Below are 23729 nucleotides of genomic sequence, written 5' to 3'. Positions count from 1 at the left end.
TCCTCCGTTTGATCTTACTCAGACTGCTCTTCTCCGAACCAACAGATATTACGAGCAGCCATAATCAGCTCACCGGCTTTCTCTGCCGTCAGCCCTTCAATATCAGCAAGGTCATCGATGCCTTGCTCTGCCAAATCTTCCAGGGTACCGATGCCGCGAGCGGCCAGTGCGTACGCCATTTCACGGCCAAGGCCGTTCAGATTGAGCAGTTCTTCGGAAGGCTCTACACCTTCAAAGGATTCTTCTTTGGCCAAAGCCTTGGTGGTCAGAGCATCCTTGGCGCGTTTGCGCAGCTCTTCCACCATGTCTTCGTCCAGGCCATCGATGGCCAGCAGCTCGTTGACCGGCACGAAGGCGATCTCTTCCAGAGTGGAGAAACCCTCTTCCATCAACAGGCTGGCGAAATCGTCATCGATGTCCAGAGTGCTGGTGAACAGCGTCAAGATGCGGTCGTTCTCGGCCTGGTGCTTGGCACGCATGTCCTCGACGGTCATCACGTTCAGCTCCCAACCGGTCAGCTGGGAAGCCAGACGCACGTTCTGACCGTTGCGACCGATGGCCTGGGCCAGGTTGGCGGCTTCCACGGCGATGTCCATGGTGTGGTTGTCTTCATCAACGATGATGGAGGCCACATCGGCAGGCGCCATGGCATTGATCACGTACTGGGCCGGGTTGTCATCGTACAGCACGATGTCGGCGCGCTCGCCGCTCAGCTCGGCGGAAACCGCCTGAACGCGAGCACCACGCATGCCGATACAGGCACCGATCGGGTCGATACGACGATCGTTGGTCTTCACCGCGATCTTGGCGCGGGAACCCGGGTCACGGGCTGCGCCCATGATTTCGATCATCTCTTCACCGATTTCCGGTACTTCGATGCGGAACAGCTCTTTCAGGAAGTCCGGGCTGGAACGGCTGACAAACAGCTGGGAACCACGGGCTTCCGGACGCACGGCGTAAAGCAGACCACGGATGCGGTCGCCCGGGCGGAAGGTCTCGCGCGGCAGCATGTCGTCGCGGAAGATCACGGCTTCGGCGTTGCTGCCCAGATCCAGGATCACGTTGTCGCGGTTGCTCTTCTTGACCACGCCGCTGATGATGGTGCCTTCCTTGTCCTTGAACTGGTCAACGACCTGGGAACGCTCGGCTTCGCGCACTTTCTGCACGATGACCTGCTTGGCAGTCTGGGTGGTGATGCGGTCGAAGGTGACAGAGTCGATCTGATCTTCAACGTATTCACCGATCTGGATTTCTGGCTGCTCGATCTGGGCAGCTTCCAGGGTAATCTCGGCGTAGGGGTTTTCCATCGCAGCTTGATCTGCAATCACCACCCAGCGGCGATAAGTGTCGTAGTCACCGGTCTTGCGATCGATCTCGACCCGAACTTCAATCTCGCCTTCGTATTTTTTCTTGGTCGCTGTCGCCAACGCGGTTTCCAGAGCCTGGAAAATCTTCTCGCGGGGTACCGCCTTCTCGTTGGAAACTGCGTCAACGACCAGCAAAATCTCTTTATTCATATCCGATAGCCTCGTTAACCAAAGTTCGGCACTATGTTCGCTTTTTGGATATTGGTGAAAGCCAACACTTCGTCCTTACCATCTACCGTCAGGGTGATCATGTCGCCCTGCACAGCTTTGATTACGCCTTTGAACTTGCGGCGGTTGTTTGTTGCCATCCGAAGCGTTACCGCCGCCTCTTGGCCAACGTATTTTTCGAACTGGGCAACCTTGAACAGGGGACGATCCAGACCCGGGGAAGACACCTCGAGGTAATACTCCTCGGTGATGGGATCTTCGACATCCATGATGGCGCCAACCTGATGGCTGACCTCAGCACAGTTCTCGACGCTCACGCCATGCTCGCCGTCGATATAGACGCGCAAGGTGGAGTGTTTACCCGCACGGATAAACTCAATACCCCACAGTTCAAAGCCCAAGGCAACGACAGGAGCCTCGAGCAGATCGGTCAAACGTTGTTCCAACGTAGCCAAAGTCACCCTCCGAAAAAACAAAAAAAGGGCATAAAGCCCAGATAGAAATTGGTTCAGAGTAAATTGCACATAACAAAAAGCCCCGATGTCAAATCGGGGCTTGGCGCTTTACCCTGATTGTCGCCTCGCAGCGACCGCCTTCCTGAGCGTAGGAAATGCGTGAAATTTGGTTGCGGGGGCCGGATTTGAACCGACGACCTTCGGGTTATGAGCCCGACGAGCTACCATGCTGCTCCACCCCGCGTCCGAAATCGTGCGAGATTATAGCCACTTCACCCTCGTCACACAAGACTGACTGGCTATAATACACCCGGTTACCCGGGCTCACTGCTTAATTGGTGCCGTGGGCGGGACTCGAACCCGCACACCCTAGAGCACTACCCCCTCAAGATAGCGTGTCTACCAATTCCACCACCACGGCAAAACTCTTACTCGGGAACGTCAGTGTCTTTCTTGACTGGCGCTTTGCTCTGCTCAACCTGTTGGGTTTGTTGCAGATTTTCCCATTCACTACCCTGTTTGACCTTGTTGCTGGACATAGAGCCAAGCACCAAGCTAATCAAGAAGAACAGAGTAGCCAAAATCGCTGTTGTGCGGGTCAGGAAGCTGCCTGAACCACCGGAGCCGAATACGGTATTCGATGCCCCTGCGCCGAAGGAGGCGCCCATGTCAGCCCCTTTACCTTGCTGAATCATCACCAGACCAATCAGAGCCAGTGACACCAGCAGATAAACGACCAAAAGAATCTCGTACATTTAACTTGCACCCTTTGCCGCTTCAACAATTCCTAAAAACGCTTGGTCATCGAGACTTGCTCCACCAATCAGGCCGCCGTCAACGTCGGGCTGGGCAAACAACTCTCTCGCATTGGCTGGCGTCACGCTCCCACCATAGATGATTCTGACTTTCTCACCTATGACCGGAGTATCCTCCGCCAAGCGACCACGTATAAAGGAATGAACCTCTTGTGCCTGCTCGGGTGTGGCGCATTTACCTGTACCTACAGCCCAAATCGGCTCGTAGGCGATGATAGCATTATCGAAAGCCATCGCGCCATTTTTCTCTATGACGATGTCCAGCTCTTCGGCGATCACCTCGAAGGTTCTTCTCGCCTGCCTCGCCGCCCCTGACTCACCCAAACAGAGGATGGGAATCAGACCTGCCGCTCTGGCTGCCGCAAACTTCTCTGCGACGATAAAACTGGTCTCACCAAAGAGACGCCTGCGCTCGGAGTGCCCTACCAGTACGTATCGGCACCCTGCCTCGACCAGCATCTGACACGAAATTTCCCCCGTGTAAGCGCCCTGTCTGTGCTGGCTCACATTCTGAGCCCCCAACTTTATTGCCCGCTGCTCACCGAGCAGTGCGGCCGTAAAGTCGAGATGCACATGGGATGGACACAAGACCACGTCTACTCGTTCATCAATGCCCTTCAGACATTGACCGGTAAACTGCTCTAACTGCGACCTACTACCGTGTAACTTCCAGTTGGCTGCTACAAACGGCTTGCGATGTCCCATCGGCAACTCCCTTGCGAAAGCGGGGCTGATAATATCCAGAGGATTGTCAGCTGACAAGCGCTATTTTCAAATTTTCGAATCGTTTGAACAAGATACAACCAGGGCGGCTTAAAAGCCGCCCTTTTTGTTCATTAAAACGCCGATTCAACCTGTTGTGCGATGCGTTGGGCCATGTCACGCACCTGCTGTTCATGTTCCCCTTCCACCATCACGCGGATCAGAGGTTCAGTGCCGGATTTTCGCAGCAGCACACGACCACGACCGGCCAGCTCCTGTTCCACCTTGGCCACTTCCTGCTGCACGGCGTCGGCCGCCAGCGGATCCTTGCCTTCGGCAAAGCGCACATTGACCAGCACCTGCGGGAACTTGTTCATGCCGGAGCGCAGCTTGGCCAGCGGCATCTCGGCGGTGCAAATGGCAGTCAGTACCTGCAGGGCGGCGACGATGCCATCCCCGGTAGTGGTCTGATCCAGGCAGATGATGTGACCGGAGTTCTCGCCGCCGATGCGCCAGCCCTTCTCGTTCATCATCTCCAGCACGTAGCGGTCACCCACCTTGGCGCGGGCGAACGGGATGCCGAGAGTCTGCAGCGCCAGCTCCAGACCCATGTTGGCCATCAGGGTGCCCACCACGCCGCCCTTGAGGCGACCGTTGCGCAATGCATCGCGGGCAATGATGTAGAGGATTTCGTCGCCGTCGATGATATAGCCGGTGTTGTCCACCATCACCAGACGGTCGCCATCACCATCGAAGGCCACCCCCAGATCTGCCTTGCACTCCAGCACCTTGGCCGCCAGGGCTTCGGGGGCGGTCGAACCGACACCGTCGTTGATGTTGAGACCATCCGGGCTGCAGCCGATGGCGATCACTTCTGCCCCCAGCTCGCGGAACACGGAAGGCGCAATGTGATAGGTCGCACCATGACCGCAGTCCACTACCATCTTCAGCCCTTCCAGGCTCAGATTGGAGGGGAAAGTGCTCTTGCAGAATTCGATGTAACGACCGGCAGCATCGTCGATGCGCAGTGCCTTGCCCAGCTCGGCGGACTCCACGCACTTCAGCTCGTGGTCCAGCTCGGCTTCGATGGCCATCTCGACTTCGTCAGGCAGCTTGGTACCGTCGGCGGAGAAGAACTTGATGCCGTTGTCGTAATAGGGGTTGTGGGAAGCGCTGATGACGATGCCGGCTTCGGCCCGGAAGGTGCGGGTCAGGTAGGCGACGGCCGGGGTGGGCATGGGGCCCATCAGAATGGCCTTGAGACCCGCGGCGGACAGGCCCGCCTCCAGTGCAGACTCCAGCATGTAGCCGGAGATGCGGGTATCCTTGCCGATCAGCACCTTGCGAGTACCCTTCTTGGAGAGCACCTTGCCCGCGGCCCAGCCCAGTTTCATCACGAAATCCGGGGTGATCGGGTATTCACCCACCTTGCCGCGTACACCGTCGGTGCCAAAATACTTTCTTGCCATTGTCTGTTCTCGTTTTTTTATTTGGATATGAAATCTTGTCCCGTCATGACCATCCAGCCGGTACGCAAGGCATCCATGGTCGCTCGCACATCGTGCACCCGAATGATCCGGGCACCACGCTGCATCCCGATGAGCGCACAGGCCAGACTGCCGGCCAGCCGTTCATCAACCGGGCGGCCAAGCAGGTTGCCTATCATAGACTTTCGCGACATACCGACCAAGAGCGGAAGCTGGTAATCGAGCAACTTGTCCTGTTGGGCAAGCAGCTGATAGTTGTGTGCGAGCGTCTTGCCGAAACCGTAACCGGGGTCCAGCAACAACTGCTCCCTCTCTATTCCCGCTGCCAGGCAGGCGGCGATCCGCTCGTCGAAAAAAGCCCTCACCTCCCCCAGCAGATCGTCATAATACGGCTCTGCCTGCATGGTTCTCGGCTGTCCCTGCATGTGCATCAGGCACACCGGAACGTTGGCAACGGCAGCCGCAGCCAGGGCGCCGGGCTCGAGCAGGGCTCGTACGTCGTTGATAAGATGGGCACCCACCGCGCAGCCTTCCCGCATCACCGCCGCCTTGGAGGTATCCAGGGAGATCATCACCTCCAGCTCGGCGACCATGCGCTCCACCACGGGAATGACTCGGTCCAGTTCCTCCTGCTCGCTCACATCGGGAGCTCCTGGACGGGTCGACTCACCACCGATGTCGATGAGGGTCGCCCCCTCCGCCACCATCTGGCGCGCATGGGTCATCGCCCGCTCCAGCTGATTGAAATGACCACCGTCGGAGAAGGAGTCCGGTGTCACATTGAGGATCCCCATGACGTGGGGACGTTCGAGGGAGAGGCTGAGCCCCTTGCTGGTTAGCTGCATCGTTACTTCCGTTGACATAAAGAAAAACCCCGGGGCCAGCCCGGGGTTTGTATCATCACGATTTATTTGGCCGGCAGATCGTTGGCCTTGTCGATATCGACATCAGCCACCTGCTCGGTCTCGGCTACCGCCGGCTTGGCCTCTGCAGCAACCGTGGCCCCTCCTTGCGGGGTATCACCGTGCTCATCATGCCAGTTGCTGGGGGCTCGCACTTCGCGGCGAGCCATCAGATCGTCGATCTGCTTGGCATCGATGGTCTCGTACTTCATCAGCGCATCTTTCATGCTGTGCAGCACGTCCATGTTGTCCAGCAGGATCTGCTTGGAGCGAGCGTAGTTGCGATCAATGACCTGCTTGACCTCGGCATCGATTACGCGCGCAGTATCATCGGACATGTGCTTGGCCTTGGCCATGCTGCGACCGAGGAACACCTCGCCATCTTCTTCCGCGTAGAGCATGGGGCCGAGACGCTCGGACATACCCCACTGGGTCACCATCTTGCGGGCGATGTCGGTGGCGCGCTCGATGTCGTTGGACGCACCGGTCGATACCTTCTCGGCACCGTAGATCAGCTCTTCCGCCAGACGACCGCCGTACAGGCTGGAGATCATGGACTCCAGATGCTGCTTGGAGTGACTCCAGCGATCCTGCTCCGGCAGGTACATGGTCACACCCAGCGCACGACCGCGTGGAATGATGGAGACCTTGTAGACGGGGTCATGATCCGGCACCAGACGGCCAATGATGGCGTGGCCGGCTTCGTGATAGGCCGTCATCTCCTTCTCGGACTCTTTCATCACCATGGAGCGGCGTTCCGCGCCCATCATGATCTTGTCCTTGGCCTTTTCAAACTCGGCCATGGAGACCACACGACGGCTCTCGCGGGCCGAGAACAGGGCGGCTTCGTTGACCAGGTTGGCCAGGTCAGCACCGGAGAAACCGGGGGTGCCGCGGGCAATCAGCGCCGGATTGACGTCATCCGCCAGCGGCACCTTGCGCATGTGCACTTTCAGGATCTGTTCGCGACCACGGACATCCGGCAGACCGACCACGACCTGGCGGTCAAAACGACCCGGACGCAGCAAGGCGGGGTCCAGTACGTCAGGACGGTTGGTGGCGGCGATGACGATGATGCCTTCATTGCCTTCAAAGCCATCCATTTCGACCAGCATCTGGTTCAGGGTCTGCTCACGCTCGTCATGACCACCACCCAGACCGGCGCCACGCTGGCGACCGACCGCATCAATCTCATCGATGAAGATGATGCAGGGAGAAGACTTCTTCGCCTGTTCGAACATGTCGCGTACCCGGGAGGCACCAACACCCACGAACATCTCGACGAAATCAGAACCCGAGATAGTGAAGAAAGGCACCTTGGCCTCGCCCGCAATGGCCTTGGCCAGCAGGGTCTTACCGGTACCGGGAGGACCAACCAGCAGCACGCCGGTCGGGATCTTGCCACCCAGTTTCTGGAACTTGCTCGGATCGCGCAGATAGTCGACCAGCTCCTTCACCTCTTCCTTGGCCTCGTCACAGCCAGCCACGTCGGCAAAGGTGGTCTTGATCTGATCTTCACTCATCAGGCGAGCCTTGCTCTTGCCGAACGACATGGCACCCTTGCCACCACCGCCCTGCATTTGACGCATGAAGAAGACCCAGACACCGATCAGCAACAGCATCGGGAACCAGGAGATGAAGATGGACGTCAGCAGAGACGGCTCTTCCGGTTTCTCGCCCATCACTTTGACATTGTGATTGAGCATGTCGTTGAGCAGCTGGGGATCCGGCGCCGGGATGATGGTGGTGAAGCGTTCACCGGTGCGCTTGACGCCATTAATGACCTTGCCATCCATCCGCACTTCACGGATCTGCTCTTGGGTCACTTCTTTAACGAAGCTGGAATAGTCCAGCTGGCGACTGGTGGTATCGCTGGGGCTGAAGCTATTGAACACCGACATCAACACGACGGCGATGACCAGCCACAGGATTAGGTTTTTCGCCATGTCACTCAAATCAGTAACCTCGCAGACTGACAGTTAACGATGAAGGTTAGGGTACTACAGTTTAAAACCGGTAGCCACAATGTAGACTTCTCGTGAACGAGCACGAGATGAGTCTGGTTTACGAATCTTGACGGCAGTGAAAAGTTTACGGATTTCATTGAGATAGATATCAAACCCCTCCCCCTGGAACACCTTGACCACGAAGCTGCCGTTGGCCCGCAGGACCTGATTGCACATGTCCAGCGCCAGTTCGACCAGATACATGGAACGGGCCTGATCCACCTGCTGGGTACCGCTCATGTTGGGCGCCATGTCGGACATGACGACGTCAACTTTGTCCGGACCTACCCGTTCAAGCAGGGCGCCGAGTACAGTTTCCTCCCGAAAGTCGCCCTGAAGGAAATCGACACCGGCGATGGAATCCATCGGCAGAATATCGCAGGCGATCACCCGGCCCTTGTCACCGACCTGGTCGATGGCAAACTGAGACCAGCCACCGGGGGCCGCCCCCAGATCCACCACCGTCATGCCCGGCTTGAGCAGTTTGTCCTTGCCCTGGATCTCGTCGATCTTGAACACGGCACGGGATCTCAGTCCCAACTTCTGGGCTTTTTTGACGTATTGATCGTCAAAATGCTCTTTTAACCAGCGGGTTGAACTGGGGGAATGTTTTTTCTGGGTCATGATCGTCGACTTTAAAAAACCACAAGGGTTATTAGTATTAAGGGCTAAGTGGGGGTAGAATACGCCCCTTTCAACCCTGACTTATGAAGAAATTGCCATGATTCTCAACAATAAACAGAAACAGTACCTCAAGGGCCTTGCCCACAGTCTGAAGCCGGTCGTCCTGCTGGGACAACACGGTCTGACCGAAGGTGTGCTGGCCGAGATCGATCTGGCGCTCAACCACCACGAGCTGATCAAGGTTAAGGTTGCGTCTGAAGATCGTGAGATGAAACAGCTGGTTATGGATGCCATCGTCCGTGAAACCGGCGCGGTGAAAGTACAGAGCATCGGCCACGTGCTGACCATCTATCGTCAGGCCAACGAGCCGAAAATCCAACTGCCCCGCAAGTAACAGGAAAGAGCATCGCTCTTTCCTTCATTTCCCCTCTTCCCAAGTCGCTTGCCAAAGTAGTCGCCAGGCCCTTAACCTGCGATGAATACTCGTGGATACCCGCTATGGATCACCATCAGATTCTCACCGAAGATGAACTGGCCATGCTACGGGACTTGGGAAGCGATCAGGAGACGGCCGCCGGTCAATCCCTGAGCGGTTATCTCGCCACTCCCCTGCTAGGCCTGCTGCAACGCGCCGACCAGCTGGTGCTGGAAGCCCGTTTTGCCGGACATCAGCTCCGTTTTCCGCTGCGCTTCACTCAAGGGGATGATGGCTTCGTCGAGCCACGCATCGCTGCCCCTGTCATCAAGGAGCTGGGTTATCCCCATCCGCGCACCTGGCGGCTGGACGAGCAAGCCAGCTTCAGAATGGGTGGGCACGAGTATCTGGTGCACAGCCTGTCGCTCGATGGTCTGGTCGTCGAGGGCCTGCCGCCCGGACTGGCCGTCGGCGCCACCTTGACGGGCAGCCTGCTCATCGAGGATCTAGCCCCCCTGCCGCTCAGCGCAGAGCTGGTCAGACACATTCATCGTCGCAACGGCATCCAGGGCTGGGCCCTGCATTTCCAGATGGCCAAACCGGACCTCGAACTGCTGCGCAACTGGATGTTCCAGCGTCATCAGGACGCCTTCACCCAGGCTTACCAGCCCCGCTAAATACAAACAGGGGAGCCGGGGCTCCCCTGTTCTGGCATCAACCTACCTCAGAGGTAGGCAACTTCCAGGATCTCGTACTCCACATCGCCTGCCGGCGTCTTGACGATGGCCACATCGTCCACTTCCTTGCCGATCAGGGCACGGGCGATGGGGGAGTTCACGGAGATCATGTTCTGTTTGATGTCCGCCTCGTCGTCGCCCACGATACGGTAGACCACCTCTTCTTCCGTCTCGCTCTTGAGCAGTGTCACGGTTGCCCCGAAGATGACGCGACCATTGTTGGTCATCTTGGTGATGTCGATCACCTGGGCGTTGGAGAGCTTGCTCTCGATTTCCTGGATACGGCCTTCACAGAAACCTTGCTGCTCACGGGCAGCATGGTATTCGGCGTTTTCTTTCAGATCACCATGTTCACGGGCATCTGCAATCGCTTCGATAATCTGCGGACGCAGCTCGGTCTTGAGATATTCGAGCTCTTCACGCAGCTTTTCAGCGCCGCGAACAGTCATCGGAGTATGATTCATAGTCGAAACCTGGGTTGCTTGAAAAGAGAAGCTGCGGCTATCAGAGAGAGCCGCAGCTGTCGGTTCGGATGAGGCATCTTAATATGAAGCCGGCACAAAATCCATGTCAGTCCCTGCGAGCGGGATCGCGCTTTCTCATCAGAATTTGCCGGAACTATTTCTGCTCCTGCGCGCTGATCGGGGCTGACACCGTCGGTTTGCCCTGCATGATGGAGATCTCCACCCGCCGGTTCATGCGACGGTTTTCCGGGCTGGTGTTGGGCACCAGCGGCTGGGAATCGGCCATGCCCTGTACCACCAGCCGGCCACCATCGAAGCCAGGCACCTTGATCATCTGGTGGGCCACCGCCACCGCCCGCTGGGAGGAGAGCTCCCAGTTGGACTGGAACAGCTCATCCTCGGTGGCCACATTGTCGGTATGACCCGAGATAGTGATCTCGCCGGGCACATCCTTGAGCAGAGCCGCCACCTTGCGCACCACCGGCCAGAACTGGGGCTGCAGGAAGGCCGAACCTGCCGGGAAGGCTGCCTTTTCCCGGATCCGGATGATAATCTGCTGGCCCAGCGCCTCCACCTCGATGGCGCCGTCCTGGATCTGCGCCTTCATCTGATCCGCCAGTGCCTTGGCCAGCGCGTTGGACTGCTCCTGCTGCTGTTGTTTCTGCGCCTCCTGCTGAGTGTCGCCCCCGACCAGCTTGTCCTCGCTCTTGTCATGACCGCCGGCCTTGTCGGCATCGCCGGGCTGGAAATCCAGCTCGGTCTGGGTCATGTCAATGGTCTGCTGCATGATGGTATCGATGGGGGTTGGCTCGGGACGACCCGGTCTGAACTCCTGCGCGATGACAGAGGTTCCCTTGGGGATATCCTTCACCTCGAGAATGTTCTGCACCCCGAACGCCTTCTCCATGGAGCCGGCAATCTGCTTGAACTTCTGCACATCCATCTCGGCAAACGAGAGCAACAGCACGAAGAAGCACATCAATAGCGACATCAGATCGGCGAAGGTACCCATATAGCCAGGCAACCCGGGTGGTGGGCACTTGCAATCAGACATAAGGCCCCCTACTCGCTGCCATTGTTGCGTTTGGACTGGTTCAGGTAATTCTGCAGCATGGACTGGATCACCCGCGGGTTTTGGCCATCCTGAATGCCCATGATGGCGTCCAGCACCAGGCAGCGACTCAGCTTCTCCTCACCGCTGCGCAGTTCAAGCTTGTCGGCGATGGGGATGGCAAGCATGTTAGCCTCAATCGCCCCATACAGGGTGGTAAGCAAGGCCACCGCCATGGCCGGGCCGATGGATTTGGGGTCGCTCATGTTGGCCAGCATGGCCACCAACCCCACCAGAGTACCGATCATCCCCATGGCCGGCCCCAGATCTCCGAGGGTACGAAACACCTTGATGGCGATGGCATGGCGCTCGGAGGTGAGTTCGATATCTTTTTCCATCACCGCACGGATGACGTCGGCGTCATGACCGTCCACCAGCATGTCGATGCCCTTCTTCATGAAGGCATTGGGTACTTCAGCCGCCTCCAGCGCCAGAAAACCGCCCTTGCGAGCTGCATCGGCCAGCTCGACCGCCTTGACGATCAGGTCGTCAAGCTTGTCACCCTTGTAGATGAACGCCTTGCCAGCCACCTTGAACGCCATCAGGAACTGGCCGAGGTTGAACTTCATCATGGCGATGAAGATGGACCCGAGAATAGTGATATAGACCGAAGGCATGTCCACATACATGCTCATGGGTCCACCCAACAGCATGCCGTACACCACCACCCCAAATCCCAGCACTATGCCAATCAGACTACCTAGATCCACATCCCTACTCCTGTCAGCTGAAATTTGTTGTATCTGCAGTTTGTTGAATTTTCTGCTATTGGCTCATCAGCGGCAAGGGTTGCCACAATATTCCCCGTTCAGAAGATGGCTTATTATCGGCCACTTTTCCGAGAGTTTAAGCCGACAGCATTTTTCTGCCTCCCCCCTGCCCGTCGTCGATGTTAAGATAAGCCGTTTTTTTCAATCCCCGAGGATGGACATGGCCAGTAAAAAAATCGACCGCCTGAGTTTTGATGCCACTCTGGAAGAGCTGGAAACCATAGTTCATCAACTGGAACAGGGCTCTCTGCCGCTGGAAGAGGCCCTTAAGCAGTTTGAGCAGGGCATTCATCTGGTGCGGGCCGGCCAGCAGAAGCTGGAGCTGGCCGAGCAGAAGATCCAGATCCTGCTGACTCAGGCCGATGGCAGCGAGCAAGCAGTCCCCTTCCAGCCAGAGCAAGGAGAGGAGTGAGTGACGCTGGACGATTTTTCCCGCCTGCACCGGCAACGTATTGACGACTGTCTGTCTGCACAACTTGAATCCTTGCCTGCCATGGCTCCCCGCCTGCTCGATGCCATGCGTTACGGTCTGCTGCTGGGCGGCAAGCGGGTGCGCCCCTTCCTGGTCTACGCCGTCGGCGAGATGCTGGGCGTAAAGAACGAACTGCTGGACGGCCCGGCCGCCGCGGTAGAGTGCATCCACGCCTACTCCCTGCTGCACGACGATCTGCCCGCCATGGACAACGACGATCTGCGTCGCGGTCAGCCGACGGTACACAAGGCATTTGATGAAGGCACCGCCATTTTGGCTGGCGACGCTCTGCAGACCCTGGCCTTCACCATTCTGGCCGATCACCCGATGCCGGATTCGCTGCAGGCCAATCGGGTACGGATGCTGAGCCGGCTGGCCCGCGCCTCGGGTTATCTCGGCATGTGCGGTGGCCAGGCGCTGGATCTGCAGGCAGAAGGTCGCCAGATCACCCTCGTCGAGCTGGAACAGATACACCGTCACAAGACCGGGGCCCTCATCGAGTGTGCCGTGGCGCTTGGCGCCCTGTGCAAGGCCGACGTGGATGACGCCACTCTGAGCGCGCTGCAAACCTATGCCGCCGCCATCGGTCTCGCCTTCCAGGTGCAGGATGACATCCTCGACATCACGGGCGATACCGCCACCCTCGGCAAGCGACAAGGCTCTGATCTGGCGCTGGAAAAGAGTACCTATCCGGCACTGCTGGGGCTCGACAACGCCCGTGAGCTGGCTCGCGAACTGCATGGTAAAGCCTTAACAGCCTTGCAATCTTTGCCCTACAATACCGACATTCTGGAAGCGTTTGCCGATTACATCATCGAGCGAACCCACTAAACGCTGGATAACAGTAACAATATGAGCGTTGATATAAGCAATTTCCCCAACCTGGCCCTCGCGGATACGCCGGTCGAGTTGCGATCCCTGCCCTTCGAGCGACTGCCCGTACTGTGCAACGAACTGCGTGAATATCTGCTGCGTTCGGTGAGTCGCTCCAGTGGCCATCTTGCCTCCGGGCTCGGCACCGTCGAACTGACGGTGGCGCTGCACTACGTCTACAACACCCCGTTCGATCGGCTGGTGTGGGACGTGGGCCACCAGGCTTATCCCCACAAGATCCTCACCGGTCGCCGCGATCGGATGCAGAGCATTCGCCAGAAAGACGGTCTGCACCCCTTCCCCTGGCGTGGCGAGAGCGAATATGACGTGCTCTCGGTCGGCCACTCCAGCACCTCCATCGGGGCGGCGCTCGGCATGGCCGTGGCGGCCGAAAGCGAAGGGCTTGGCCGCAAGGTGGTGGCCGTGATCGGCGATGGCGCCATCACCGCCGGCATGGCGTTCGAGGCGCTCAATCACGCCGGCGATGTCCACAAGGACATGCTGGTGGTGCTCAACGACAACGAGATGTCCATCTCCGAAAATGTCGGGGCTCTGAACAACCACCTGGCCCGCATCATGTCTGGCAAGCTCTACACCACCATCCGCGAGGGTGGCAAGAAGGTGCTGGCCGGCCTGCCGCCGGTCAAGGAGCTGGCCAAGCGGGCCGAGGAACACCTCAAGGGAATGGTGGTGCCCGGCACCCTGTTCGAGGAGTTCGGCTTCAACTACATCGGCCCCATCGACGGCCACGACATCAACGCCCTGGTCGAGACCCTGCGCAACATGCGCAACCTCAAGGGGCCGCAGCTGCTGCACGTCAAGACCAAGAAGGGCAAGGGCTACGAGCCCGCCGAGAAGGACCCCATCGGTTATCACGGCGTGCCCAAGTTCAATCCGGACGAGTGCACCCTGCCCAAGGCGAGCGGCGGCAAGCCGAGCTTCTCCGCCATCTTCGGCCAGTGGCTGTGCGACATGGCGGCCAAGGATGAGCGGCTGGTCGGCATCACCCCGGCCATGCGCGAAGGCTCCGGCCTGGTGAAGTTCAGCCAGCAGTATCCGGATCGCTACTTCGACGTGGCCATCGCCGAGCAGCACGCGGTCACCTTCGCCGCCGGTCTTGCCATCGCCGACCAGAAGCCGGTGGTCGCCATCTACTCGAGCTTCCTGCAGCGGGCCTACGACCAGCTGATCCACGATGTGGCGCTGCAAGAGCTGCCGGTGCTGTTCGCCATCGACCGGGCCGGCCTGGTGGGTGCCGACGGCCCCACCCATCAGGGGGCGTTCGACATCAGCTTCCTGCGCACCGTGCCCAACATGGTGATCATGACCCCATCCGACGAGAACGAATGCCGTCAGATGCTCTACACCGGCTACCAGTGCAACGGGCCGGCGGCGGTACGCTACCCCCGCGGCAGCGGTACCGGCATCCAGGTCGAGAGCGAGATGCAGGCGCTGGCGCTCGGCAAGGGCCGCATCGTGCGTCAGGGCAAAGGCACCGCCATCCTGGCGTTTGGCACCCTGCTGCAACAGGCCAAAGCAGCAGCCGAGGCGCTCGATGCCACCCTGGTGGACATGCGATTCGTCAAGCCGATGGACGAGGCGCTGGTGCTCTCCTTGGCCGCGAACCACGATCAGTTCGTCACCCTCGAGGACAACGCCATCATGGGCGGCGCGGGCTCTGCGGTGAACGAGCTGCTGATGCGCAGCAAACAGTGCAAGCCGGTGCTCAATCTCGGCCTGCCGGATCGCTTCGTCGAACAGGGTACCCAGGAGGAGCTCTACGCTCTGCTGGGGCTCGATGGCGCCGGCATCCAGCGCAGCATCGAGCAGTGGCTGCAGACTTGACCCCCTCAGCACACAGCAAAAGGGCGCCGTTATGGCGCCCTTTTTGTTTGTCTGTCTCGCTTGTTTACCTGTGACCATCAGCCCTTGTAGAGCTTGGGATTGAACACATCCCGCAGCCAGTCACCCAACAGGTTGATGACCAGCACCAGCACCACCAGGCAGATGCCCGGGAAGGCGGTGATCCACCAGGAACCGGAGAAGATGTAGTTGAAGCCCACGCTGATGAGCGAGCCCAGCGACGGCTGATCCACCGGCATCCCCAGACCGAGGAAGGAGAGCGCCGCCTCGCTCATGATGGCGTTGGCCACCTGCACAGTGGAGATGACCAGGATCGGCGACAGGCAGTTGGGCAGAATGTGGCGGAACATGATGCGCGGGGCGCGAAAGCCCATCACCTTGGCCGCTTCCACATACTCCTTCTTCTTCTCCGCCAGTACCGAGGCACGCACGGTTCGGGCGTACTGCGGCCACTCCGCAATACCGATGATCACCACCAGCATCAGGATGGCGAACTTCGAGTAGAACTCGGAACCAAACGTCGCCTGGAAGATGGCGGAGATGATGATCGCCACCATCATGGTGGAGAACGACAGCTGCACGTCGGCAAAGCGCATCAGCAGGCTGTCGATACGGCCACCGAAGTAACCGGCGATGAGGCCGATGACGATGCCGAGCACCAGCTGCAGCGCCACCGCGAACAGACCTATGGTCAGCGAGATGCGTGCGCCATAGAGGATGGTGCTCCAGATGTCGCGACCCTGGTTGTCGGTACCGAGCCAGAAGCGCTCTTCGCCCCCTTCCAGCCAGGAGGGCGGCAATTCGGCATCCATCAGATCGAAGCTGGTCTGGTCATAGACGTTGTACGGGGCCAGCCAGGGTGCCAGCAGCGCCGCCAGTACGAACACCACGAACACCGCAAAGCTGAACATGGCTACCTTGTCCCGCAGGAAGTAGTAGACGATGTCGGAATTTTTAAAACGTGCCCAACGGCTTGGGCTTGCAGTTACAGCATTAGTCATCTGTTACCCCTTGGCGGTCAGGTTGACGGTCGGGTTGATCAACCCGTAGAGCAGGTCGACCAGGGTGTTGGTCACCACGAAAATGAGCCCGACGAAGATGACGTAGGCGGTGATGAGGGGCGTATCGACCCGGTGGATCGCCTCGAGGAACAGAAAGCCGGTCCCCGGCCACTGGAACACGCTCTCGGTCAGGATGGTGTAGGCCACCATGGTACCGATCTGCACGCCACCAACGGTAATGACCGGTAGCATGGTGTTCTTCAGAGCGTGCTGATAGTAGACCTTGTTGTTGTCCAGCCCCTTGGCACGGGCGAACTTGACGTACTCGGAGGAGAGCTGCTCCAGCATCTCGGAGCGCACCAGCCGGATGAACAGCGGCAGCATGATGGAGGAGAGCGCCACGCAGGGCAGGATCAAATGCTTGATGCCGTCCCAGGTGAAGAAGCCCGACTCCCAGCCCAGCAGGTTGTAGGTCTCGCCGCGGCCATAGGCTGGCAGCCAGCCCAGCTGGATGGAGAAGAGGTACATCAGCATGATGGCGGTCAGGAACACCGGGATCGAGATGCCGATGCTGCTCCCCGCCATGATGATCTTGGTCGGTATGCTGTGCGGGCGGATCGCCGAGTAGACCCCAAGCGGAATGGAGACCAACACGATGATCAACGCAGCGCCAAATACCAGCTCAAGAGTAGCCACCAGCTTGTCGAGGATAACCTCGAGGGCTGGTCGCTTGAAGAAGTAGGAAGTACCCAGATCCCCGTGTACCGCGTTCTTCAAGAAGCGGCTGTATTTGACGAGGAAAGGATCGTTGAGGCCCATCTTCTCGCGCAATTCGTGGCGCTGGGCTTCGGAGACCGATTGTCCCACCAGCTCGCGCAACGGATCCCCCAGGTTGTCCTGGATGGAGAAGGCGACCAGGCTGATGACGAACATCACTATCACGGCCTGATAGAACCGTTTCAGCAGGAATGTAAACATGCTTGTCCTTCTACGTGGCCTGTGTCATGGCACAGGCTTCTGTTAGCAGGCGGGGTGGCCGGCTGACCACCCCGCCCCGTCCTTCCTTGCAACCTTCGCTTACTTGCCGACCACCAGGTCGCCGAAGTAAGGGAAGTTCATCACGTTGACCACCGGCTTGATATCGGCGTTCTTCTTGGCGCCGTAGGCCAGATCTTCCCAGTGCAGCGGCACATAGGCAGCGTCGTCGATCAGCATGGCTTCGACCTTCTTCAGCATCTCGGCACGCTTGGCCGGATCGGTCTCGGCGTTGGCCTGCTCGACCAGCTTGTCAGCCTCGGCATTGGCATAACCGGCGCAGTTGTACTGACCCATGCCGGTCTTGGCATCCTTGGTGAAGGTCAGGAACTCGAAGAAGTTCGCACTGTCTTCGGTGTCGGAGTGCCAGCCGATCAGCTGCATGTCCGCGGCGCACTTGTCAAACTCAGGCCAGTACTGGGCCACCGGCATGGTCTTCAGATCCACCTTGATGTTGATCTTGGCCAGCATGGCGGAGACGGCCTGGGCAATCTTGACGTCGTTGACGTAGCGGGCAGCCGGGGAGATGAAGCTCATCTTGAAGCCCTGCTCATAGCCGGCTTCCTTCATCAGCTGCTTGGCCTTGGCCAGATCATACTGGGGCTTGAGCGCCTCGTTGTGACCGGCATAGCCTTTCGGGCTCAGCTGGCCGGCAGGGGTGCCGAAGCCTTTGTTGATCTTCTCGACGATGCCCACCTGGTTGATGGCGTAGTTGATCGCCTGACGCACGCGCTTGTCTTTCAGCGCCGGGTTGGTGTTCTGGTTCAGCTCGATGATGATGGCGCGGGTACCGGACAGGGTCACCAGCTGGGTGTCCTTGCCGTTCTTCACGCGCTCCAGATCGTTCGGGGCGACCGGGTAGATCACGTCCACATCGCCACCCAGCAGGGCCGCCACGCGGGTGGCGTCTTCCTTGATGGGCACCACGGTCAGGTTGTCGACGTTGCCCTTGGAGGCCTTGTCCCAGTAGTTGGCGTTGCGGGTGTACTCCAGCTTCACGCCCTGCTCGCGGAACTTGACGCTGAACGGGCCGGTACCGGAGACGTGGGTGGAAGCGTAGGAGTCGCCGTTCTTGACGATCTCGGCCTTGTCTTTGCCCGCCTCGGTTTTGCCGGTATAGAACTTGGAGTCCATCGGGAAGATATAGGTGACGGTCTGCAGCACCAGCGGGAACGGCTTGGCGGTGACGAGATCGACGGTGTACTCATCGACCTTCTTCACTTCGGAGATGGGGTCGAAGATGGCCTTGAAGTCGACGGAGGACTTCAGACGGTTGACGGTCCACACCACGTCGTCGGCGGTGAAGTCGTTGCCGGAGTGGAACTTGACGCCCTTGCGCAGGAAGAAGCGCACGGTCTTGTCGTCGATGCGCTCATACTTCTCGGCCAGACGGGGCTCGAACTGCAGGTCCTGGGTGTAACGCATCAGGGGATCGAACACCAGGTGGGACATCTCCAGGGTCTGACCGGAGAGCTGCTCCTGCGGGTCCAGCGAGGTGGCGTCGGAGGCGACGGCGACCTTGATGTCGACGGCGGAAACGTTAAAAGCGAAACCGGCGGCAAACAGCGCCAGGGCAATCTTGGATAATCCTTTCTTCATGTCTTTCTCCATGCTTTTGGCTTTTTATTGACACTTTTTTTGACAAGCAGAGCGGCGGGCCGCCCCTTTCCTAGCTTGCGATTTCCAGCCCCTCGCGGGACATTCCCTTGAACTCCGGCATGAGGGAGATCAGCTTGCGGCTGTACTCATGCTCGGCATTGGTAAAGAGTTTCTCGGTCTCCGCCACTTCCACCAGATGGCCGTGCTGCATCACCCCGATGCGATCGCACATCTGGCGGATCACCGGCAGATCGTGGCTGATGAACAGCATGGTGAGGCCAAGCTCCTGCTGCAGATCCTTGAGCAGGTTGAGGATCTGGGCCTGTACCGACACATCCAGTGCAGAGGTGGGCTCGTCGCAGATGAGGAAGCGTGGCCGGGTCGCCAGGGCGCGGGCAATGGAGATGCGCTGACGCTGGCCGCCGGAGAATTCGTGGGGATACTTGACCCCGGCACCACGGCCAAGGCCGACGTGATCCAGCAGATCCCCCACGATCCCCTCGATCTGGCTCTCGCTGCCGGCCAGCTTATGAAAGCGGATCGGCTCGGCGATGATGTCGCGCACCTTCATGCGCGGGTTCATCGAGGAGTAGGGGTTCTGGAACACCATCTGCATCTGGCGGCGCAGCGGGCGACGCTCATGCTCACCCTTGAGCGCGGTCAGATCGATCCCCTCGAAGAAGATCTTGCCGGTATCGGGCGGATAGAGGCCGGTGATGGCACGGGCGATAGTCGACTTGCCGGAGCCAGACTCCCCCACCAGACCGAAGGTTTCACCCTCGAAGATCTCGAAGCTGATGTTGTTGCAGGCCCGCACATACTGGCGGCGGCTCGGGAACAGGGAATCCTTAGTGACGAACTTCAGATCCACGTTTTCCACCCGCAGCAGCGCCCCTTCATAGGCGCGCTCGTCCTGACTCTGGCCGAGCCAGTGGGTCTTGAGATCGATGCTGGTATCCGCCGCACCGGCGTCCTCGATATAGGAGACCAGCGGGAAGCGCACCAGCTTCACATCGGATCGGGGCACCGCCGAGATGAGGCTGCGGGTATAGGGGTGGTTGGGGCGGCCCAGCACCTGTTCGGTGGTACCGAACTCCACCAGATCGCCGCGATACATGACCGCCACCTTGTCGGTGACGTTGGACACCACGCCCATGTCGTGAGTCACCAGCATGCAGCCCACCTGCCGCTCTTTGCAGAGGTTGCGGATGAGCTGAAGGATCTGATCCTGAATGGAGACGTCCAGCGCCGTGGTCGGCTCGTCGGCGATGATGAGCTCGGGGTCGCCGGAGAGGGCGATGGCAATGACCACCCGCTGGCGCATGCCGCCGGAGAACTGATGGGGATACTGCTTGATGCGCAGCTCAGGCTGCGGGATCCCCACCGCCGCCATCAGGGAAAGCGCCTTGGCAAACGCCGCCTCACGGGTGAGGTCGGTATTTGCCAGAATGGTTTCAACCAGCTGCCGTTCGACCGTGAACAGCGGATTGAGGGAGGTCATGGGGTCCTGGAAGATGAAGCCGATGCGCGATCCTCGAATGGCCCGCATCTCGTTCTGGCTCTTGCCGGAGATGAGTTCGCCATTGAGATAGATGTCGCCACGGGCGATACGGCCAGGGGGGCTCAGCAGGTCGATGACGGCGTTGCCTATGGTGGACTTGCCGGCACCGGACTCGCCTACCACACCGACGATCTCGCCCTTTTCAACGGAAAAAGAGAGATCCTTCACTGCGGCCAGCACCCCGTAGCGGGAGGGATACTCGATCCGCAAGTTTTTCACTTCGAGCAAGGACATGTTTACCTCTGCGGGGGACATCCGTCCCAAATAATTCGTCCGTAAATCGGCCGCAGATGCCGGTCGTGCCGTGGGGTGATCTTGAGTGCTTGATGTGACTGCAAAACGCTCAATCCATGAGACAACGAAACCAGCGATCCGGGCGGGTTTTTTGCATTTTTTTGGAATAACCCGCGAGTAACTTAGACGGTTTGGCGGCGAGTGTAAATGATCGGGTTATACAATTTCGCAATACTTTGCTCAGTCAGCAGCCTGAACAGCAGTCATAAATCATGACTCCTATCACATATACAGACTATATGACCGATAAAATCCATGAATAGTGCTTTTACTTTCAACAAGGACGTAACAGGCGGGAATATTCACTATTGACTTAATAGTCTTAAGCTTCGAATGAGTAGTGAATATTTATGTGAAATGATTTTTTAACGGCAGCATATGCCGATGAATGAAAACTAAACAGAGATATATAGGGGGATGCCAGCATGGCGCTCCCCCCTTGCTGTCACCCTCAACCCAGCCAGTATGCCAGTGATTGCATACAAAACAGGGCGAACAGGCCAGCGATGAGATCGTCCAGCATGATGCCGAGGCCGCCATGAATGCGGCGGTCAAACCAGGAGATGGGCCAAGGCTTGAGGATGTCGAACACCCGGAACAGCACGAAGCCGGCCAGCACCCACTCCCAGCCGGCCGGGGCCGCTATCATGGTGACCCCAAAACCGATCACCTCGTCCCAGACAATGGCGCCGTGATCCGGCATGCCGATGGCATCGGTGGCGCTCTGGCAGATGCGGATGCCCGCCACGAAGCCCACTATCAGCAGTGCGATGAACCAGGGCGTCGACAGACCGCTCACCAGCAGGTAAAGGGGGATGGCGGCGAGCGTCCCCATGGTACCCGGCGCCTTGGGCGAGAGGCCGGAGCCAAGGCCCACCGCCAGAAAGTGCAGCGGATGCTTCAGGTTCAGCCGCTTCAGCTCTGGCTTTATCGTGAACAGACTCATGCGAAGTGGTCCCACCCTTTCAGCTCCAGCTCCACCGTTTGTTCACCCCGCAGATAGTCGATGCCAGGTTCGCCGGCAACGATGCGGCCGATACGGGTAAACTTGACGCCGCAGTTGGCCAGCGCCGTGTCCAGCGCGCCGCGATGCTCCTCCGGCACGGTGAAACAGAGCTCATAGTCATCGCCACCGGCCAGTGCCAGCTGCCAGGCATCCTGTTCGCTCACCGCATCCTGCAGCACCGGCGAGAGCGGCAGCAGATCGAGATCAATCTGGGCCCGCACGCCGGAGGCCTTGAGGATATGGCCGAGATCCGAGGCCAACCCGTCGGAGAGATCCAGCGCGCTGCCTGCCAGCCCGCGCAGGGCCTGTCCGGCCAGAATACGGGGATGGGGATGGTCGAGCCGCGGCAACACGGCCGCCAGCTGGTTCTCGTTGAGGGTTCGCTTGGCCAGCAGATGGGAGAGCGCCAGGGCGGCATCGCCCAGGGTGCCGGTCACATAGACCCCGTCCCCGGCCTTGGCACCGCTGCGCAGCAGGGCACGGCCAGCCGGCACTGACCCTTTCACCGACACCGTGATGGAGAGCGGGCCACGGGTCATGTCACCACCCACCAGCGCTACGTTGTAGTATTCGGCAAGCTCCAGGAACCCTTCGGCAAAGCCGGCCACCCAAGCCTCGTTGATGGTGGGCAGGGTCAGCGCCAGCGACACCCAGCGCGGCTCGGCACCCATGGCGGCCAGATCGGAGAGATTGACCGCCAGCGCCTTGTAGCCCAGATCCACCGGATCCATGTCGGGAAAGAAGTGGACGCCGCTCACCAGGGTATCCGTGCTCACCGCCAGCTGGGTGTCGGGGGGCAGGGTCAGCAGGGCACAATCATCTCCAGGGCCCATCACCACGTCCTTGCGGGCGTGGGGGACCTTGAAGTACTTATCAATCAGCTCGAATTCACCCATACAGTAAAAAGCCAGCAAATAAGCTGGCTCCTCTCTTAGATGCTGTTGACGGACAGCAGGATCAACGCTTGTTCAGCGACTTGATCACCTTGTCCAGTACACCGTTGACAAACTTGTGGCTGTCATCGGCAGCAAAGGATTTGGCCAGCTCGATCGCTTCGTTGATGGCCACGCGCGGCGGCACATCATCACGACGGGTCAGCTCATAGGTCGCCAGACGCAGGATCGCCTTGTCCACCATGTCCACTTCTTCCAGCGGACGGGAGAGGAAAGGTGCGAAGACCTTGTCCAGCTCGTTGCAGTGGAGGGCTACTCCGAACAGCAGATCGCGGAAGTAGTTCAGGTCCACACCCTTGGTGTCCTGATCGATCTTGAACTGCTCTTCGATGTCGCCCACGTTGGCCTTGGTCATCTGCCACTGGTAGATGGCCTGGGTGGCACAATGGCGGGCCTTGCGGCGCTCGGACGGTTTCAATGCATTTCTCCTCGTTACACGTCCAGCTGTTTCAGGACGTTGATCATTTCGAGCGCGCTCAATGCTGCCTCTGCACCTTTGTTACCCGCCTTGGTACCGGCACGCTCGATGGCTTGTTCAATGTTTTCAGTGGTCAGTACGCCGAAGGCAACCGGAATTTCATATTCCATCATTACCTGGGCCATGCCCTTGCTGTTCTCGTTTGCCACCAGATCGAAGTGATAGGTGCCGCCACGGATGACGGTGCCCAGCGCCACGATGGCGTCATATTGACCACTCTTGGCCAGCTTCTTGATGGCCAGGGGGATTTCGACTGCGCCCGGCACTCGCACCAGGGTCAGGTTGCTGTCCTGGACTTGACCTTGACGCTTCAGTACGTCTACCGCACCGTCCACCAGGCTTTCGTTGATGAAGCTGTTGAAACGGGCAACGACAATAGCAACGCGCGCCTCAGGAGCGGCGATATTTCCTTCGATAACCTTCATGGGAAATCCTGTCTCTGTGCAATCAAAAGGGGCCGGAGTCAAAAGTGCGCACATTCTAGCACAAAGGGGAATCGGACAAAAACATGCATCACAATTCTGGCAACGAGAGCGCAATTGACTTTTTGCTTAACTGATCCGACCTGTTA

Annotated in this window: 24 protein-coding genes and 2 tRNA genes; 5 read left to right on the top strand and 21 right to left on the bottom strand. The window is 58.9% G+C overall.

What is annotated here, in order from left to right; all coding sequences use genetic code 11:
- Positions 1-14 precede the first annotated feature (14 nt).
- From nusA to rlmE, 10 genes are all read right to left on the bottom strand, one after another.
- Positions 15-1517 (bottom strand): transcription termination factor NusA, encoded by a 1503-nt coding sequence (gene nusA / locus AACQ43_RS06880; RefSeq protein ID WP_011707075.1) that lies wholly within the window; start codon positions 1515-1517, stop codon positions 15-17.
- Positions 1518-1531: 14 nt separating this feature from the next.
- Positions 1532-1990 (bottom strand): ribosome maturation factor RimP, encoded by a 459-nt coding sequence (gene rimP, locus AACQ43_RS06875; RefSeq protein ID WP_016351719.1) that lies wholly within the window; start codon positions 1988-1990, stop codon positions 1532-1534.
- Between the two features lie 167 nt (positions 1991-2157).
- Positions 2158-2234 (bottom strand) — tRNA-Met (locus tag AACQ43_RS06870).
- Positions 2235-2326: 92 nt separating this feature from the next.
- Positions 2327-2411: transfer RNA gene (locus AACQ43_RS06865), tRNA-Leu, on the bottom strand.
- Between the two features lie 7 nt (positions 2412-2418).
- Positions 2419-2745: a preprotein translocase subunit SecG gene (secG, locus tag AACQ43_RS06860; protein WP_010633113.1), complete on the bottom strand. Its 327-nt coding sequence runs from the start codon at positions 2743-2745 to the stop codon at positions 2419-2421.
- On the bottom strand, positions 2746-3510 hold the full coding sequence (gene tpiA, locus AACQ43_RS06855) for a triose-phosphate isomerase (RefSeq protein ID WP_168966644.1): 765 nt from the start codon (positions 3508-3510) through the stop codon (positions 2746-2748).
- 131 nt (positions 3511-3641) lie between these two features.
- On the bottom strand, positions 3642-4976 hold the full coding sequence (gene glmM, locus AACQ43_RS06850) for a phosphoglucosamine mutase (RefSeq protein WP_016351721.1): 1335 nt from the start codon (positions 4974-4976) through the stop codon (positions 3642-3644).
- Between the two features lie 17 nt (positions 4977-4993).
- Positions 4994-5839 carry a dihydropteroate synthase gene (gene folP, locus AACQ43_RS06845; RefSeq protein WP_168966642.1) on the bottom strand — a complete coding sequence of 282 codons (846 nt, stop codon included), beginning with the start codon at positions 5837-5839 and terminating at the stop codon, positions 4994-4996.
- Between the two features lie 62 nt (positions 5840-5901).
- Positions 5902-7851 carry an ATP-dependent zinc metalloprotease FtsH gene (gene ftsH / locus AACQ43_RS06840; RefSeq protein ID WP_011707080.1) on the bottom strand — a complete coding sequence of 650 codons (1950 nt, stop codon included), beginning with the start codon at positions 7849-7851 and terminating at the stop codon, positions 5902-5904.
- 45 nt (positions 7852-7896) lie between these two features.
- Positions 7897-8526 carry a 23S rRNA (uridine(2552)-2'-O)-methyltransferase RlmE gene (rlmE, locus tag AACQ43_RS06835; protein ID WP_011707081.1) on the bottom strand — a complete coding sequence of 210 codons (630 nt, stop codon included), beginning with the start codon at positions 8524-8526 and terminating at the stop codon, positions 7897-7899.
- Positions 8527-8623: 97 nt separating this feature from the next.
- On the opposite strand from rlmE, the gene yhbY reads away from it, so the two are divergent.
- A complete protein-coding gene (gene yhbY, locus AACQ43_RS06830; protein WP_005298134.1) occupies positions 8624-8920 on the top strand; it encodes a ribosome assembly RNA-binding protein YhbY in 297 nt (98 codons plus the stop codon).
- A gap of 104 nt (positions 8921-9024) precedes the next feature.
- Positions 9025-9618, top strand: coding sequence for a PilZ domain-containing protein (locus tag AACQ43_RS06825; protein ID WP_168966640.1), 594 nt, complete (start codon positions 9025-9027; stop codon positions 9616-9618).
- 47 nt (positions 9619-9665) lie between these two features.
- Here AACQ43_RS06825 and greA read toward each other — a convergent pair whose 3' ends face one another.
- The 3 genes from greA to pomA all read right to left on the bottom strand — a co-directional run bounded on the left by greA (position 9666) and on the right by pomA (position 11963).
- Positions 9666-10142 (bottom strand): transcription elongation factor GreA, encoded by a 477-nt coding sequence (gene greA / locus AACQ43_RS06820; protein ID WP_011707083.1) that lies wholly within the window; start codon positions 10140-10142, stop codon positions 9666-9668.
- A 154-nt stretch (positions 10143-10296) separates the two neighbouring features.
- Positions 10297-11196, bottom strand: coding sequence for a flagellar motor protein MotB (locus AACQ43_RS06815; RefSeq protein ID WP_076360425.1), 900 nt, complete (start codon positions 11194-11196; stop codon positions 10297-10299).
- An 8-nt stretch (positions 11197-11204) separates the two neighbouring features.
- Complete coding sequence (pomA, locus tag AACQ43_RS06810) at positions 11205-11963, bottom strand: flagellar motor protein PomA (RefSeq protein ID WP_076360426.1); 759 nt, start codon at positions 11961-11963, stop codon at positions 11205-11207.
- Positions 11964-12183: 220 nt separating this feature from the next.
- On the opposite strand from pomA, the gene xseB reads away from it, so the two are divergent.
- From xseB to dxs, 3 genes are read left to right on the top strand one after another with little or no spacing between them, the layout of a single operon-like run.
- Entirely contained in the window at positions 12184-12435 is a 252-nt protein-coding gene (gene xseB / locus AACQ43_RS06805; protein ID WP_024944269.1) for an exodeoxyribonuclease VII small subunit, read from the top strand.
- Entirely contained in the window at positions 12436-13326 is an 891-nt protein-coding gene (ispA, locus tag AACQ43_RS06800) for a (2E,6E)-farnesyl diphosphate synthase (protein WP_168966638.1), read from the top strand.
- 21 nt (positions 13327-13347) lie between these two features.
- Complete coding sequence (gene dxs, locus AACQ43_RS06795; protein WP_168966636.1) at positions 13348-15213, top strand: 1-deoxy-D-xylulose-5-phosphate synthase; 1866 nt, start codon at positions 13348-13350, stop codon at positions 15211-15213.
- 77 nt (positions 15214-15290) lie between these two features.
- Here the strand turns inward: dxs and AACQ43_RS06790 are convergent, their stop codons facing one another.
- From AACQ43_RS06790 to ribH, 8 genes are all read right to left on the bottom strand, one after another.
- Complete coding sequence (locus AACQ43_RS06790; protein WP_016351728.1) at positions 15291-16232, bottom strand: ABC transporter permease; 942 nt, start codon at positions 16230-16232, stop codon at positions 15291-15293.
- Positions 16233-16235: 3 nt separating this feature from the next.
- On the bottom strand, positions 16236-17210 hold the full coding sequence (locus tag AACQ43_RS06785) for an ABC transporter permease (RefSeq protein WP_168966634.1): 975 nt from the start codon (positions 17208-17210) through the stop codon (positions 16236-16238).
- Between the two features lie 99 nt (positions 17211-17309).
- The gene (locus AACQ43_RS06780; protein WP_113994139.1) at positions 17310-18866 is read right to left on the bottom strand and encodes an ABC transporter substrate-binding protein; all 1557 of its coding nucleotides are present in this window, start codon (positions 18864-18866) and stop codon (positions 17310-17312) included.
- Between the two features lie 70 nt (positions 18867-18936).
- A complete protein-coding gene (locus AACQ43_RS06775) occupies positions 18937-20661 on the bottom strand; it encodes a dipeptide ABC transporter ATP-binding protein (RefSeq protein WP_011707092.1) in 1725 nt (574 codons plus the stop codon).
- Between the two features lie 511 nt (positions 20662-21172).
- Positions 21173-21667 carry a phosphatidylglycerophosphatase A family protein gene (locus AACQ43_RS06770; protein WP_168966631.1) on the bottom strand — a complete coding sequence of 165 codons (495 nt, stop codon included), beginning with the start codon at positions 21665-21667 and terminating at the stop codon, positions 21173-21175.
- Positions 21664-22623 carry a thiamine-phosphate kinase gene (gene thiL, locus AACQ43_RS06765; RefSeq protein ID WP_168966629.1) on the bottom strand — a complete coding sequence of 320 codons (960 nt, stop codon included), beginning with the start codon at positions 22621-22623 and terminating at the stop codon, positions 21664-21666. Before thiL ends, AACQ43_RS06770 begins: the two co-directional genes overlap by 4 nt.
- Positions 22624-22684: 61 nt before the next feature.
- Entirely contained in the window at positions 22685-23098 is a 414-nt protein-coding gene (gene nusB, locus AACQ43_RS06760) for a transcription antitermination factor NusB (RefSeq protein WP_011707095.1), read from the bottom strand.
- A 14-nt stretch (positions 23099-23112) separates the two neighbouring features.
- Positions 23113-23583: a 6,7-dimethyl-8-ribityllumazine synthase gene (gene ribH / locus AACQ43_RS06755; RefSeq protein WP_016351731.1), complete on the bottom strand. Its 471-nt coding sequence runs from the start codon at positions 23581-23583 to the stop codon at positions 23113-23115.
- Positions 23584-23729 lie beyond the last annotated feature (146 nt).

The sequence above is a fragment of the Aeromonas sp. DNRA1 genome, assembly GCF_963888745.1.
GTDB classification, from domain to species: domain Bacteria; phylum Pseudomonadota; class Gammaproteobacteria; order Enterobacterales; family Aeromonadaceae; genus Aeromonas; species Aeromonas hydrophila.
Note: the sequence above shows the minus strand (reverse complement) of the source record. Positions and strands in the feature narration are given on the sequence as shown.